The organism is Pueribacillus theae (assembly GCF_003097615.1).
Taxonomy (GTDB): domain Bacteria; phylum Bacillota; class Bacilli; order Bacillales; family UBA6769; genus Pueribacillus; species Pueribacillus theae.
Map to the genome: position 1 here is coordinate 55,476 of NZ_QCZG01000018.1, position 15,872 is coordinate 71,347.

Sequence of the window (15,872 nt, forward strand, 5' to 3'; positions counted from 1 at the left end):
TTTTTTCTCCCCCAACGTCTAAATTTAATATTGTAAGTATTCCGATAGTTCGGTCTATAAGACTATATGAAGAGCCCACTTCCTACAAATTAACACAAAATAGTGTAAGCTGACGAGGTCTGAAGTGGATCTATTCATTTTTTCGCCGTTGAAGTTCCTCAACAATTTGAGGGTATATTTTATCAAGTTTATACAACCACATTAACAAAAACATGATGATAGCTATCAAAAAAGGGATATGTATATTCAAATATAAAATCATTTGTAAAGCTGTATCAGACTGTTGTGATAGATTACCGACATATCCTCCAAAGGCTAGTAACCAACCTACGATTGCTGTTCCTAACCCCGTTCCAACTTTCATACCGAAACTCGCAGCACTGTTCACTAAGCCACCTGTTCTTACCTTTGATTTCCATTCACCATATTCAACGGTATCATTAATCAAAGCATACAGCATGGCTCCGAATATCCCTTTTCCAAAACCGTTAAATGCACTACCAATGAGAAAATAATTAAGGCTTGTCGGGTCCAAATACTTAATGAACGTAGAAAGTATGATGGATAATATACCGATAAGCACCATATTACGCTTGCCGATTTTTTTAACGATCGGTGCCATGAAAAATATAGCAAGGATTCCTGGAACCGCCTTCACCAGACTGATGATTGAAAAATAGCTGGCATTTCCAAGTATATATTTTGCAAAATATAGTTCTGCCCCGACAAAACCTAATAGAGTATAATAACTAATGCAAAAAAGTGTGATAATCATCCAATATTTATTTTTGAATAAGGCTTTCACGCCTGAACTTAACTTTACTTTTTCCTCCTGTTTAGCTGTAGGAACGAATCCAACTCTTTCTTTTGTAGTCCGAAAAGTGATGTATAGCGTTACAACCGCTAGCACACCAAACAAAGTACCGGTCATAACCCAACCTAGCTGTCCACCTATACCGCTTGCCATCGGTTCCGTAATCATATTCACGAGAAGGGCTGAACTTTGTATAAAAAAGGCCCCAACGATCCCAATCATTGATCTAGTATGCTGTTCTTGAGTCATCATTCCGAGCAAGGTTTTAAATGGAATCGATACAGCCGTATACAGCAAAATAAATAAACTATAGGTTATCGCTGCGTAAGTGATTTTACCGGTCATACCAACATCCGGTACCGTGAATAAGAAGACTGTCGTAATGGCTAATGGAATGGGCATCCAAATGAGATAAGGACGAGCTTTGCCGTGCTTTGAATTCGTACGATCGACTAATATACCCATACCGATATCGCTTACCCCATCCCATAGACGAACAAAAAGCATGAGGGTACCAACGGCTCCTGCGGCTATACCAGCAACATCCGTATAAAAATAGGTTAGGAAGGAAGCAACTAGAGTCCAAATCAAAACATACCCAAAATCACCCAGTCCATAGCCGATTATTTCTTTACGGCCAGGTATGTCTTTATGAATTTCATTATTTTGAGAATAGTGATTTAAGCTAGTTTGCATAACCTTGTCTCCTGACTCTTGAATTTTTGCAGATTGAGATGACACCTGTTCGTTGACTACTAGAAGGCATAACCCTTTGCACAAAACATCTCTCCTTTAAGTAAGATTAACTATCTCCACCATTTCGAAAGAATTTTCCTATGTCCTTCCACTTAATGATTCATCTAATGCATTGATGTTTTCTTCTATCCCCCCAATGCGATCCGTTTCCAGTTCCGCTGATTTATCAGAGCTACTTATCGTCATTAATGTATTCTTGAAACTACTTGCTTTTTCCCGTACCTCTAATTTAAACTTATGGCTATATTTCGTGGCTAGTACACAAAATTTTATTGGTGATTCATAAGATGTTAGTCATTCCTATTTTCATAAAGAAAATAGCAGGAGAAGCAACGATAAATAATATTGCTTATACAAAATATGCGAAGAAGCCAATATCCCTCCCCCTAAAAGGATTACAAGGTTCTTAAAAGACAAAGAGTCGTCTAAAACGTGAAGAAACAAGGGCTATAAGCGCTGTCAAATTGCCTATAAAAGAGAGTTTCCCCGATATCTACAGGAAACCTCCCACAAAAGCTTGACTCAGTCATAAACAAAGCTTCCTTCACTATGAATATTTTATATATTAAAATAGTAGAAAAGGCTTTCTATCATTATAAAGCGAATAAATAGGGATAAGAATATAAAGAACAGGGGAGATAAACAGGTGGAAAAAGAAATAGAAGAACTTTTGAAGAAGAAAGAAAAAGCAAAACTTGGAGGCGGTGCGGACAAACTCGCACGCCAACGCGAAAATGGATTCTATACCGCTAGAGAACGGATTGAAAAATTAATCGATAAGGATTCGTTTGTAGAACTTGGAATGTTAGCTCATTCCGATCAACCGGGAACTGAAGAAAAGAGTGCCGGGGATGGCATTATTACAGGACTTGCAAAAGTCGATGGAAGGCATGTCGTTGTTCAGGCTGCTGACAAAACGGTTTTTGCCGGAACTGAAGGAATGGTCTATATGCGAAAGTCAAAGGCCATTCACAGCTATGCCATCAAACGCGGCCTGCCGATGCTCAATCTAAAGGAAGGCGGCGGACTCCGTATGCCTGACGGCATGGGTTCCGACCAATTTAGCCAGTTGCTCTTTCCCAATGAGCTTTTAACTCACCATCGGACAGTCCCAATGATGACTGCCATTTTGGGAGACAGCTTTGGTGGGCCCACCTGGACTGCCGCCTCCTCAGACTTTGTCACACAAGTGAAAGGCTCTACTATGGCAGTGGCAGGCCCTCGCATGCTTGAAGTCGCCACAGGAGAAAAAATCTCGAATGAAGAGCTTGGCGGCTGGAAGATTCATGCCGATTACACCGGCCAGGTCGATCGCTTTACAGACAATGAAGATGAAAGCATTGAAGAATTGAAGCAATTTTTTAGCTATATGCCATCGAATGCAAATGAAGAGCCACCTTTTAAAGAAACGAGCGATGATCCATACAGAAGACTCGATAAAGTCATTGATCTCGTGCCAACAAAACGGACAAGGGCTTATAACATGAAAAAAGTCATTAGAGAAATTGTCGATGATGGAAAATATTTTGAACTAAAACCGCTTTACGGCGAAGCGCTCGTAACTGCTTTAGCCCGTATTAACGGCAGGGTTGTCGGGATCATTGCTAATCAACCGATGAAATTTGCCGGGGCTGCAGGTGCAAAAGAATGCGACAAAGCAACCGATTTCATTTGCCTTTGTGACTCATACCATATTCCATTAATATTCTTGCATGATATTCCAGGCTTTCGTGTATCAAGTGATGCAGAAAAATTAAAAATGCCGACTAAAATTATGGTTTGGCTGCAAGCTCTTGCACAATCAACTGTGCCAAAGATTTCAGTTGTCATTCGAAAAAGCATTGGCGCCGCCTATGCTAATATGGCTGGACCAACAATGGGTGCTGATTTCGTCGTTGCTTGGCCGACAGCTGAAATTAATTTTACGGGCCCAGAAGTTGGGATCAACGTCGTCTTCGGACGCCAGCTTGAACATGCAGAAAATCCAAAAGAAGAAAGATTGGAATTACTCAAATTATGGGGTTTTGACAGCTCACCTTATAAAGCTGCCGGAAAACATTTCATTGATGACATTATTGATCCTAGAGACACAAGGAAATTCTTATCTCAAACGCTTGATTATGCATGCGCCAAAAACGGCTCAAGAGGTGAACGGCGTCTCGCAAATTGGCCGACAGGGTTTTAAATAATTACTATGTTAAATCTCTTTGGAATTTTCATATGCTGATATTGCTTAAATAAGAAAAACTAGCTGTTAGAAAGCTCTTACAGCCAGTTTTTTCTTTTTGGCTATTCCTTATCACTTCTGATGTCGTTACACCGTGCAGACTAGCTGTTTCACCTTATTATTCTTCCATCCAAATCGTTGAGAATATTGGCTTTCCAATCCGGTTAGGCTCAAAACCTTTGACTTTTGGGTTCATTGCCTCGGTAATCGGCTCAAAAATCACAGGGATAGCAATCGCTTCTTCAAGAATCGCTTTCTTGCTGATTTCCTGATAAAGCGCTGGGCGATCTTCCTGTTCATATGTGGATGCCGCTTCAGAAATCAGCGATGCGATTTCATCGGTCGTCTTCCCACCAGTGTTAAAGAATGTGTCTTGGTTAAACAAATAATTGACCGTCATCTGTGGATCCGGGCGACCTGTCCACGCCGAGAAAAGGGCCGGTACTTTCTTTTCAGAGAAATACGTTGCGGTAGCTTTGTTCACTTCCATTGGTTGAACTTCTACGTTAATTCCAATTTCCTTTAACTGGCCTTTTATCGCGTCCGCAATTTTCGTATCTTGGGCAAGCGCGTTCGTCACCATTGTAAATGAAACATTCTCCACACCGGCTTCTTCCAGAAGCTGTTTAGATTTTTCCGGCTCGTATTCGATCTCCATATTTGGATCCGATGCCCAGTATTCTTTCGGGAACACTTGCGTCGCTCCTTCGCCTGCACCGAAGTTTATTCCTTGGATAATCGCTTCCCTGTCAATGCCGTGAAGGACAGCTTGTCTTACGTTTTTATTGTCAAATGGTGGCATGGAAGTATTGATATAGATCAAGCGAAAACGAACAGGAAGGACATCTTTCAGTACGATATTTGCATCATTTTTCAGATTCTGAACATTGCTCGACGAAATGGATTCCGCATAATCGACTTCCCCAGATTTTAAAGCATTAATTCTTGTATTTTCGTCCGCGATGATTTTAACCGTTATCTTATCCAGATACGGCTCACCGTCTTTCCAATAATCTTCATATTTCTCATATACGACTTCTCCGTTTGGTGTATGTGACACTCTCTTGAAAGGCCCGGCTCCTATTGGATTTTGTGAAAAGTCTTCTCCATCTCCCTTCACTGCCGTAGGGGAGACCATCATACCACCCCGATCGGAAAGAGACAGCAAAAGAGAGGAATCCGGTCGTTTTAAATGCAGCTTAACCGTTAAGTCATCGACAACTTCGACACTATCAATATTTTCAAGGTCAGAAACATTCGACTCATCCGAATTATTCCGCTCAATATTAAATTTGACTGCTTCCGCATCAAATTCGGTGCCGTCATGGAAAGTTACCCCTTCTCTAAGATGAAGCTCCAATGTTTTGTCATCGGTGTATTCCCATGATTCCGCCAAACCAGGCTGCGGTTCAAGCTCTGCGTTGAATGAAATTAACGTATCATAGATTGGCCACAATAACGCGTGGTCACTGCCACTACTTCCTTTTATCGGATCATAATTTGAAGCATCCGTATAGTACGCAATCGTCACTTCGCCGCCCTGTTTAGGAGCTCCCTCTTCTGATTTATTAGCTTCCTTCGTGGATCCCTCTTTTGATTGGGACGTAGCTTCCCCCGAACCGGAGTTTGAGGAACATCCGGCGATCAGTAAAGCGAATGTGAATAAGAACAGTATCTTTACAATAAATGAAGTACTCTTTTGATTCATAGCTGCGATCCCCCCAATTCTTTTATTTGAAAGCGCTTTCCCAATTGCCTTTTATTATATTGTATTATTTTTTAAATTTATACAATATTTTTAAATTTGCATAGCGAGATTCGCTTTTAGCTATTCTCCCTTTTTTTCGTTCATTATTTTAATTTTTTTGGGCTCTTGGCTCATTGTTTTCGGGTGCCAATTCAATAAGAACGCCGTATGCATCTTTTGGATGAATGAATGAAAAATTCGTTCTGTCGAGGATGTTTAAATTTTCTTGCCTAAGTTGTGCAACAGCCTCTTTATAATCGGGATAACAGAAACAAACATGATGAATACCTTCTCCATGGTTTGCGATATACTTTGCAATCACACTCTCTTCAGAGGTTGGCTCCATAAGATACAAATGAAAATCGCCGACTTGGACAACAATGTCTCTATACCCTTCCGAAGGTACACCCCCGATTTCTGAAACGACCCCACCAAATTTTTCTTCGAAGAAACGTGATGCTTTTTCAAGATCTTTCACAGCAATCGCGAGATAGGGTACTTGCGTTACTTTACTCACCTTTAAACCCTCTTTCGTTATAAATATAAAAATCGAGATTATTACTCCTCACATATTAAAGAATCATTAAAAAATTGATTAGCGATTGAACAACCGTTATCTGCTCAATCGCTAGTTCATCAATTATAAAATTTTTGGCGAGATCAAAGCCTATTTGCCCAAGAGTGTTCCTCCGTCAACAACTAGCGTTGTCCCCGTGATAAATGATGCTTCGTCTGAAGCTAAAAATAGCATCGCGTTAGCAACTTCATCAGGCTGGCCAATTCTTCTTAAAGCGTTGGCCGTTGATAAGACTGGCCATTTCTTTGTCTTTTTCCATTCGGTCACAATGGCTGTATCGATCACTCCAGGTGCGATGGCATTTACGCGAATGTTGTGTTTCCCGAATTCTAATGCCGTGCTTTTCGTAACAGCGATGACCCCGTTTTTTGCAGCGGTATATCCTGCTTGAAGCTTTTGCCCTTTAATTCCGGCCACACTTGCCGTATTAATTATCGAACCGCCGTTTTCAAGCATTTCAGGTATGGCATATTTCATTCCAAGAAATACGCTTTTCATACAGACGTCGACAACACGATCCCAATCTTCTACGGGTACATCAGGAATTTTTGCTTCGGCATGCCCTATCCCTGCGTTGTTAACCATAATGTCAAGCTTTCCAAACGAATCGACAGTTGTCTTAACAAGCCTCTCTATATCTTCTGGAATTGTAACATCGACTTTTTGAAATTCAGCGACTCCCCCGTTGTCTTGAATCAGTTTTACAGTTTCTTGGCCTGTTTCTTCATTTATATCTGCAATCATGACTTTTGCGCCTTCTTTTACGAACAGGATTGCTGTGGCTCTGCCGATGCCACTGCCTCCCCCGGTAATGATTGCCGTTTTACCTTCTAAACGCATATACTCACCTTTTCCTGCATGATTTATTTTTGTAGAACAGGGTTCTCTTTTAGCTCTTGTTTCGCAATCGCATTGCGATGGACCTCATCCGGCCCGTCAGCAAGCCTTAATGTACGTAATCCGGCGTACATTTTCGCAAGCGGTGTATCTCCACTTACGCCAGCCGCTCCAAATGCCTGAATTGCACGGTCAACCACTTTTAGTGCCATATTTGGAGCAATAACTTTGATCATGGCGATTTCTTTTTTCGCTACTTTATTTCCGACTGTATCCATCATATAAGCTGCTTTTAGTGTTAATAATCGGGCTTGTTCAATTTCCATTCTTGAATCGGCAATCCATTCGCGAATAACGCCTTGATCAGCAAGCAGTTTGCCAAATGTTGTCCGACTTTGAATCCGGTCAATCATCAATTCTAGTGCCCGTTCGGCTACACCGATCGTTCTCATGCAATGATGGATTCGACCAGGCCCTAAACGCCCTTGTGCAATTTCAAATCCTCTGCCCTCACCTAAAATAACATTTGAAACAGGCACCCTTACGTCTTTTAGTTCAACTTCCGCATGGCCATGAGGGGCATCATCATAGCCGAATACCGGTAAATAACGCTTAATCGTAATGCCCTCTGTGTCAAGCGGCACAAGAATTTGGGATTGTTGCTGATGTCGCGGTGCGTCTGGATTCGTTTTTCCCATAACAATCGCAATTTTGCAACGAGGATCCATTGCACCGGAAGACCACCATTTGCGGCCATTGATGACATATTCATCCCCATCTCTTACAATGCTTAATTGAATGTTCGTCGCATCCGATGAAGCAACGTCAGGCTCAGTCATTAAAAAGGCTGAACGTATTTCTCCATTAAGGAGCGGCATTAGCCATTTTTCCTTTTGCTCTTCTGTACCATAGCGGACAAGCACTTCCATATTTCCCGTATCAGGTGCGCTGCAGTTAAAGACTTCAGAACCAATTGGCGAGCGGCCCATAATTTCTGCCAAAGGAGCATATTCCAAATTTGTTAACCCTGCTCCGTACTCACTTTCAGGCAAAAATAAATTCCACAAGCCAGCTTTTTTTGCCTTTTCTTTCAATTCTTCCATAATCGAAGGGACAATCCAGCGGCTTTCCCCTTCATTCAATTGATCTTGATACGTTTTTTCATTAGGATAGACATTCTCTTCCAAAAACTCTGTCACTCGTTTTTGTAAATCTTTCACTTTGTCACTGTACTCAAAATACATATTTTTTCCTCTCCTTCATTTATTTTTAAACCGCCAGACCCAGAATTACGCATTCCGGAACCATTTGGCACCTTATGGTATATATAAATAATACTATTAAATGAAAACGTTATCAATTGAGTATTCCAAATTTTTTAAAAATGAATTTTTAATGCTCGATACTAGACTGGGTTTCCTGCCACATACAGTTTTCAATTCTATAGGCATTTAAACACTTTCAAGGCTCGTCATCGGAGGAAGTGGAGGAATGCAATTCGGATCGACTAACAAATCAATGACGACAGGGCCTTCTGTTGCAAAAGCCTCTTTAAGCGCTCCTTTGATTTCATTTGGCGATTCAACCCTAATCCCTTTAACGCCACACGCTTCCGCAATCTTCGCATGATCGACAGCAGTTAAATCACAAGCATTCGTGCTTCTTCCCCATTTCGACTGTTCCGCGAGCTTTTGATAAGCTAAAATTTCATTATTAATAACGGCGATCACAACGTTTATCTCTTCACGTTTGCAAGTTTCCAGTTCACTCCATACGTGTGCGAACCCTCCGTCACCAGCGAGGCAAAAAACTTTTTTCTCAGGCTTTGCGATTTTTGCTCCCATTGCCATTGGCAATCCCCATCCTAAGCCGGCTATACCCCTTGGAAAGACAAATTTTCTCGTTCCCTTTGCTTTTATGTAGTTCGCAAGCCATACAGATGAAAGGCTGGCATCCGCTACAATAATATGATCTTCAGCTAATTGCTCATCAAGTTCCGTTAAAAAACGTTCCATTCGAATTGGGGATTGGTCTGAAGTTTTCGCGCTGTCTGCTTCTTCAAGATGTGCAGCTCTGGCTTTTGCTATTTCTGCCTCGATTAAAGCACGATTTTGAATTCTATGATGCAAATTATGATGAATAAGAGCTTCCTTCAAAGCTGCCAATGTTAACTTTGCATCACCTACCAACCTTAAAGACTCATAATTTCTTCCAATTTCCATCGGATCAACATCAATATGAATATATGTTGCATCTTCAGGTAGCAACGTCCATGAGTCAGTGCCATTCTGGTTTGTTCGATTCCCCACCAGCAATACAACATCGGCACGCTGGACCATTGGTTTTAAAAATTTCGTGGCACCCCTTTTTCCCATGTAATAGCCAATTGGTCCAATCGTTAAAGGATGTTCTTCATCGACAGAACCTTTTCCCATTGTTGTCGTTGCGACTGGAACTGCGCATTCTTCCTGGATTTGGCGGAGTTCTTCTATTGCACCGGAAGAAATAACGCCACCTCCAGCATAAATAATGGGGCATTCTGCATTTGCAAGCAATTTAGCCGCTTCTTTCATTTTTTCTGGATCTGCAGTCGTTCGATCTAATGGATAATATCCAAGGTTTGCTTTTCTTACTTTTCTAATCGGGTATTTTTTCGTGTCAAGCGTTATATCTTTTGGGCAAAGAAGAACAGCCGGACCCGGTCTTCCGCTCGCTGCGGCCTTGAAAGCCATGTCAACATAGTCTTCAATTCGATCTTCTGTTGGAATTTTTTTAACCCATTTGGCTACTCCGGAAAATAGTTGAAAATGATCGATCTCTTGAAACGCATTTCGTTCCTCATGATTTCTTTGGATCTCATCAACGAGAGCTACAACTGGATGAGAAGCTTTCAAGCATTCCGCCAAACCTGGCACTAATAAAGTTGCCGCTGGCCCATTTTGAGCTGTAACGACAGGTACTGTCCCTGAACACATGGCATATGCTTGAGCCATATAGGAACCGGCATTTTCCTGCCTATATCCAATTTGCCTGATTCCGACGTCCATACACGCCAATGTCACTGTTGGAGGATTGCTTTGTCCAAACAAATATTTCACACCATTTCGTTTGAGAGCGAGCGCAATTCGTTCTGCGTTTGTTGCAGTTTCCACATTTGTCATTGTTTCCGTTTGATTGGCTGTTTGATTCGCCATCTTACCCTTCCTCCTTTTTATGAGCTTGCAGCTTGCAGCCTTCAACTCATCATGGTTTTATAAGTATTTTTGCTTTTTCTCCAGACTCTGCATCTTTAAAGGCTTTTTCCCATTCATCCATTAAATAAATGCCTTGAATTAATGGGGTAAGATCAATACGTCCTGACTGAAGCAGCCGGATGCTATCCCGCCAGTCAAGTTTCGTATGGCCGTATGAACCTTTTACTGTAATTTCCTTATAAGCAATTTTCATAAAATCAACCGTTAAAGGGTGGCTCCAAGTTCCGATTTGGACATAAGTGCCGCCCGTTCTGCTTAGCTCTAATCCTTTATTAACACCGCCAGCCGTTCCGGTGCATTCAAGCACGATATCTGGACCATCCCCATTCGTCAACTCCAACAATGTCTTTTCATCGTTTTCCTTTTCCGCATCAATTATCAAATCTGCGCCCAGCTCCCGAGCTAACGTAAGTTTTTTCTGATCTTTTGAAAGCCCGGAAATCGCAACAGTCGCACCGTTCGCTTTACTTAGTAACAACGCGATTAATCCGATTGGGCCGGGTCCGATGACAAGCACAACATCCGATGGCTTAATCGTAATAGAACGAAGGGCATGAACGACCACTGCAAGCGGTTCAATCATCGCAGCAGTTGTTAAGTCAATCTCCTTAGGAAGAATATGAATTTGATCTTTATGAACCCTTACATATTCGGCAAATGCACCATTTTGCTCGAAGCCAAGACGATTCTTTTCACTGCATACATTCGTTTTACCCTCAATGCACATCCTACACCTTCCACAATGTGAGATACCTGGTCGTGCTGTCACATTTGTGCTGACAGGCAATCCCTCTACACCTTCTCCTACCGCCGCGACTTGTCCACTAAATTCGTGCCCGAGAATAATCGGCCATTTAATATTGGGATATTTCCCTTGGTAAATTTTCAAATCAGTGCCACAAATCCCTGCTGCATTCACCTTTACAATAACTTCATTTGGTCCTGGTTCTAGTTCATCAGTGTGCTTTAATGACATATCATACGCTTTTGGGCTATCCATATAAATCGCTTTCATAAAGCCATCCTCCTTCTCTAAAAAGATTGCGGATTGCGGAATAAGTAAACGCCATTTGGTATAAGTTAATAATAAAGCGACTAAATAAGGTTTGTCAATTAACTTTTTAGAATATTTAAAATAAAAAACACAGCACATTGCTATTATAGCTATATGCTGTGTCTTTATTTTTGCAGTCCCATTTCTCTTGAGAGGTTATTCGCTGCTTCTTTCGTAATTTTGACGATTTCTGGGAAACGTTCATTGCTAAACCTCTGTTCAATACCGCCAACGCTAAAAGCAGCAACAACTGAACCTAAATGATTGAATATAGGGACGCCAATTGCAGCCGTATTCTGATATGTCTCATTACTGCTAAACGAATATCCTTTTTCTCTAATCCGAACTAACCTGTTTTTCAACGCCTCTGTTTTTTCTTTGCTTAATTTAAGCAGCTCAAAAACTTCAGCTTGTCTTTCGGATTCCATATAAGCAAGTATTGCTAGCGGGCCTCCACCGCGATTAAGCGGAAGCACATCTCCAATATGTGTTGTATTTGCTTGGATAAAATACTCTCCTTTCACAGTTTCAATACAATATGCCTGATTGTTGCGCTCAATGAATAAATAAGAGTTATCTCCCAGTTTATTTGATATATCAGTCAAATACTTCTTTGCCCGGCTTGGCAAATCAATTGCGTGCATAACTTGGCTGCCAATCGTAAATAGTTCTATGCCTAAACGATAGTATGGAATCTTTCCAACATAGACTTTCTCTAAAAAACCAATTTTGCAAAGCGTGTTGCAAAATCGCATGGCTGTTGTTTTTGTATATCCAGCTTTAATATGAATATCATGCAGCGTTAGCATCGGCTCGTCTTTATTAAAAAGTTTTAATATAACGGCTGCCTTTTCAATTGATTGAATAATAGACTTATCTCTCATTTCTTTATTTCAATCCCCTTATAAAAAGTCATCTTAATTTATACTAATATAATTCAGACTATTGGAGGATTGCAAATTAAAAAATGAGGTGTATCCATCAAAAGGAAGGCCATGCCTTTCCTTTACTAAGATCCACTACTTGATGATAGGGCTGAAACTATTCGATGCCAGCCCTCTTTTCTGCTTCCCCCCAAAACCATGTAATGTCCCGGATCGAAGCTTTGTATAGTTCATCATAGCTATTAAACCCAAGTTCTTTTATCCATTGATAAAGTGATGATGCTTTCTTCGTTGGAAACTATACTGCTTTCGCGCTAATTTTACCTCACCCCTACTGTGACATCCTCTCTCCATTGAAATGGAGAGCTTCCTTGTGAAATTTCGGTAGCTGCTCACTCCGACAGAGGCACGGATGAAGAGATATTCGTGCCCGTTGTTCCATTTCTGACCTGTCTTCATTATGACAGCTAAAGGTCGTGCCACAACGACCCTCCTGCATAGGATTATACCTTGCAGGCACCTGGTCTATCGTTCTATTGAACTACACCGCCAGGCTCGTGCTTCTTGCGATGTTTTTTGCCGCATTTAAATCGGCATGACAAACATATTCACATTGTTTGCAATGGAATTTGCTCTTATGGCGATTCCTTTTATCCGCATACCCGCAATGAAAACAAGTTTGGCTTGTCTTGTAGGGATTGATATCTATGACTGGAATGTTATGTTTGGCTGCCTTTTGTTTAATGAACATTTTCAATTGATAAAAAGGCCAGGAGTGAATGGTCCTATCTACTTGTTTCGTTGTTTTACACGTTTTTCGGATGTTTTCGAGCTGCTCCATTTGAATCATAGGTTGGTCAAATTGCAAGCAAAATGTGATGATGTCATGGGCTAATTTGCGGTTGTAGTCCGTCATCCAACGCCTTTCTTTATTCCCGATTTGTTCGATTGCACGCTGTGCTTTCTTTTTACCTAGAGAACGTCTCAAGGATCTGAAATGGCGCCTGATGTAACCGACTTCTTTTCCACTGAACCATTGCCGCTTTCCTGATTGCAATTCCATTATAACCGCAATATGCCTTAAGCCAAGGTCAATACCAATGGGGGTACGTTGTGTTTCTTTGTTTTGTGATGATTGTTGAATGTCACAGGAGATTTCAATGGGGATCGCCACATACCAGTTTCGCCTCCTGCGAAGGAGTTGGATCGTACCGCGAAAGTTTCGATTCGGTTTTGTTAGATACGGGAAATAGGTATTTACCCAATCCGCCTCGTGAACAGGCAGATACTTTTTTCCCGCACTCGTTGTGAAGCCAATATACCAGTGACCTCTTTTACATTGTGTATCCCAGTTTTGGTTGTTGATGCTAATGGGGGTGTCTGCTTTAAAAACGGGGATGGATTTCGCTGCTTCCTTCTTATAGTCAGAAACGGCTTTCTTTGCTCGGCGAATCGCTTCATTTTTGATGGTGCTCTTTAAAGGGAAAGGAACATTCTTGGAGGTTAGTTTCTCGCCATTCAACAAGCGGTTGACTCAATCGTTCAGGCAATGAACAAACGTTTTTTGTTCATGCAGCCACGCTTTGTGTTTCCTTTTTGAAGGTTTCTTTAATTTGACCAAATAGGTGACGGTTGCCATTTTTTCACCCCCTTTAAACGGAACGTATGTTTCTGTTTTTTTATTATATAGAAAAGAAAACGGACATGCAAGTGATTTAAGGCAAATACAAAAAAATAAGGCGAGAACGCCCCTCATTGAAATGAAGGGCGTTCTCGCCGAATGATCGTAAATTAATTAATAAGACAATTGGCAAAAACACAGTTACTTTGGAATATGTTACCGCATTTCTATTAATCTTGTATAATTGCAACCGGACGAGCCCATCCGGCACTTGCACCTTTAATTTTTATAGGAAAAACAGCGACCTTAAATCCGTAGGGAGTCAGCAATTTGTCTAGATTAGCAAGCTTCTCTATTTGACAATATTCTTTTTCCTTACCTACAAAGTGGGCAGCCCATAACACTCCTGGACGCGGATTTTTCTTATAGTCAGCAGTTTGGAAATTAAAAGGAATATCCCAGCCCCATCCATCTGTGCCCATTACTTTAATTCCTTGGTCAATAAGCCAACGTGTTGCTTCAGCTGAAGCTCCAACGTGACTTAGAGCATAATCTTCGTCATATAACTTTTTATCTGCATCACATCTGATCATGACAATATCGTAAGGCTTCAATTGATAATTCATCTCTTTTAGCTTTTCTTGAATATCATTAGATGAAATTTCATATCCAGCGGGCTTATCTGTAAAATCCAACACAACACCATCCCCATAAAACCACTCTAATGGCATTTCATCAATTTTACGTGCAGGTTTTCCTTCGGAAGTAGGCCAATAATGCCAAGGAGCGTCAACATGAGTGCCCGTATGTGTACTCAAACTAACCGTTTCAACTGCCCAAGCTTTTTTTTCCGGGAAATCTTCTGGCCCTACACCGAAAGCAGCTGCAGCGCCTATTACCCCTTGTTCATGGTTAACATAAGTAATTTCCGGTGGTGTTGGTTCTTTAGAATGAATGTCCATAGGGACACTTAAATCGATGATACGCAATCCTGTTCTGCTCATATCCACACATCCTTTTTAATAACGTCAAAAGTTGTTGAAACCGCATTCAATTTGTCACGTCGCTACATTCGTTAGATTCCCTATAATAAAAGTCTCGCTTATACAATTTGATTTTTTAAGATACCTAGGCGTTCTACTTCCAGCTCTACAACATCACCTGGCTGCAACCAACGTTGTTTTTCCGCAGGCAATTCTCCAATACAGCCCCATCCTACTGTGCCTGAACCGATAATATCCCCAGGATATAAAGTAACGCCGTCAGAAGCTCGTTCAATCATCTCGCCAAAACTATAATGTATCTCATTCCAATTCCCGGAAGTATACTGCTTTCCATTTACTTTTGCAGTCATTTTCAAATCATAACCTTTGCCATTTTTGAATTTCTCAATTTCGTCCTTCGTAATAATATAGGGTCCGATAGATGTGGCAAAGTCCTTTCCTTTTGCGGGTCCTAAACCTACCCTCATTTCTTGCATTTGTAAATCGCGCGCGGACCAGTCATTTAAAATGGTGAAACCAAAAATGTAATCATCTGCTTCATCCGCACGAATGTTTGTACCTTGTTTCCCTATAATACATGCGATTTCCAGCTCAAAATCAAGACATCTCGTTTTATTAGGAACTTTAATAGGTGCATCTGGACCAACAATTGCATGATGATTCGAAAAATAAAATACAGGAATTTGATACCATTCTTCAGGAACCGAAGAGTTCGTCTTTATCCTCGAATTTGAGACATGTTTTTCAAAAGCCATAAAGTCTCTAAAACTAGGCGGATTTAACAAAGGGGCTTGCAATCGAACTTCTTCAAGAGTAAAATCAGGTTTCTTCTCTAATAGGTTCAATCTTTCAACTAAAGGTAAATACTCTTCTGTGCTTTTCAAATATTCCAAAAGGTCGCTTGGTAACTCACCATTGCTTGCTGTGTTCATATCTACAACACCGTCATTTACCAATAAACCAGCTCTAGTTTCCCCTTTGGGATTCTTAAATGTAACAAATTTCATATTATCAACCCCTGTCAAATGTAACGTATTGTCAAAAGTTTCTTTGTAAAAACTTGTTTTTCAGTTGATATTACGCGGTTAAACACAAAA

At 40.9% G+C, this 15,872-nt stretch carries 12 protein-coding genes; 1 reads left to right on the forward strand and 11 read right to left on the reverse strand.

Annotated elements, in window-relative coordinates; all coding sequences use genetic code 11:
* Window positions 1-130: 130 nt before the first annotated feature.
* Window positions 131-1,510 carry an MFS transporter gene (locus tag DCC39_RS09990; RefSeq protein ID WP_116554769.1) on the reverse strand — a complete coding sequence of 460 codons (1,380 nt, stop codon included), beginning with the start codon at window positions 1,508-1,510 and terminating at the stop codon, window positions 131-133.
* 706 nt (window positions 1,511-2,216) lie between these two features.
* On the opposite strand from DCC39_RS09990, the gene DCC39_RS09995 reads away from it, so the two are divergent.
* A complete protein-coding gene (locus tag DCC39_RS09995; RefSeq protein WP_116554754.1) occupies window positions 2,217-3,755 on the forward strand; it encodes an acyl-CoA carboxylase subunit beta in 1,539 nt (512 codons plus the stop codon).
* 160 nt (window positions 3,756-3,915) lie between these two features.
* Here the strand turns inward: DCC39_RS09995 and DCC39_RS10000 are convergent, their stop codons facing one another.
* From DCC39_RS10000 to DCC39_RS10050, 10 genes are all read right to left on the reverse strand, one after another.
* The gene (locus DCC39_RS10000; protein WP_116554755.1) at window positions 3,916-5,505 is read right to left on the reverse strand and encodes an ABC transporter substrate-binding protein; all 1,590 of its coding nucleotides are present in this window, start codon (window positions 5,503-5,505) and stop codon (window positions 3,916-3,918) included.
* A gap of 148 nt (window positions 5,506-5,653) precedes the next feature.
* On the reverse strand, window positions 5,654-6,061 hold the full coding sequence (locus DCC39_RS10005) for a VOC family protein (protein ID WP_165820831.1): 408 nt from the start codon (window positions 6,059-6,061) through the stop codon (window positions 5,654-5,656).
* 150 nt (window positions 6,062-6,211) lie between these two features.
* Window positions 6,212-6,961, reverse strand: coding sequence for an SDR family NAD(P)-dependent oxidoreductase (locus DCC39_RS10010; RefSeq protein ID WP_116554757.1), 750 nt, complete (start codon window positions 6,959-6,961; stop codon window positions 6,212-6,214).
* 23 nt (window positions 6,962-6,984) lie between these two features.
* Window positions 6,985-8,202: an acyl-CoA dehydrogenase gene (locus tag DCC39_RS10015; RefSeq protein WP_116554758.1), complete on the reverse strand. Its 1,218-nt coding sequence runs from the start codon at window positions 8,200-8,202 to the stop codon at window positions 6,985-6,987.
* A gap of 207 nt (window positions 8,203-8,409) precedes the next feature.
* Window positions 8,410-10,152, reverse strand: coding sequence for an acetolactate synthase catalytic subunit (locus DCC39_RS10020; RefSeq protein WP_116554759.1), 1,743 nt, complete (start codon window positions 10,150-10,152; stop codon window positions 8,410-8,412).
* Window positions 10,153-10,201: 49 nt separating this feature from the next.
* A complete protein-coding gene (locus DCC39_RS10025; RefSeq protein ID WP_165820832.1) occupies window positions 10,202-11,227 on the reverse strand; it encodes a zinc-dependent alcohol dehydrogenase in 1,026 nt (341 codons plus the stop codon).
* A gap of 164 nt (window positions 11,228-11,391) precedes the next feature.
* The gene (locus DCC39_RS10030; protein ID WP_116554761.1) at window positions 11,392-12,150 is read right to left on the reverse strand and encodes an IclR family transcriptional regulator; all 759 of its coding nucleotides are present in this window, start codon (window positions 12,148-12,150) and stop codon (window positions 11,392-11,394) included.
* Between the two features lie 541 nt (window positions 12,151-12,691).
* Window positions 12,692-13,675 carry an RNA-guided endonuclease TnpB family protein gene (locus tag DCC39_RS10040; RefSeq protein ID WP_116554763.1) on the reverse strand — a complete coding sequence of 328 codons (984 nt, stop codon included), beginning with the start codon at window positions 13,673-13,675 and terminating at the stop codon, window positions 12,692-12,694.
* Window positions 13,676-14,001: 326 nt separating this feature from the next.
* Window positions 14,002-14,775, reverse strand: coding sequence for a cyclase family protein (locus DCC39_RS10045; RefSeq protein ID WP_116554764.1), 774 nt, complete (start codon window positions 14,773-14,775; stop codon window positions 14,002-14,004).
* A 98-nt stretch (window positions 14,776-14,873) separates the two neighbouring features.
* Window positions 14,874-15,782: a fumarylacetoacetate hydrolase family protein gene (locus DCC39_RS10050; RefSeq protein ID WP_116554765.1), complete on the reverse strand. Its 909-nt coding sequence runs from the start codon at window positions 15,780-15,782 to the stop codon at window positions 14,874-14,876.
* Between the last annotated feature and the right edge of the window lie 90 nt (window positions 15,783-15,872).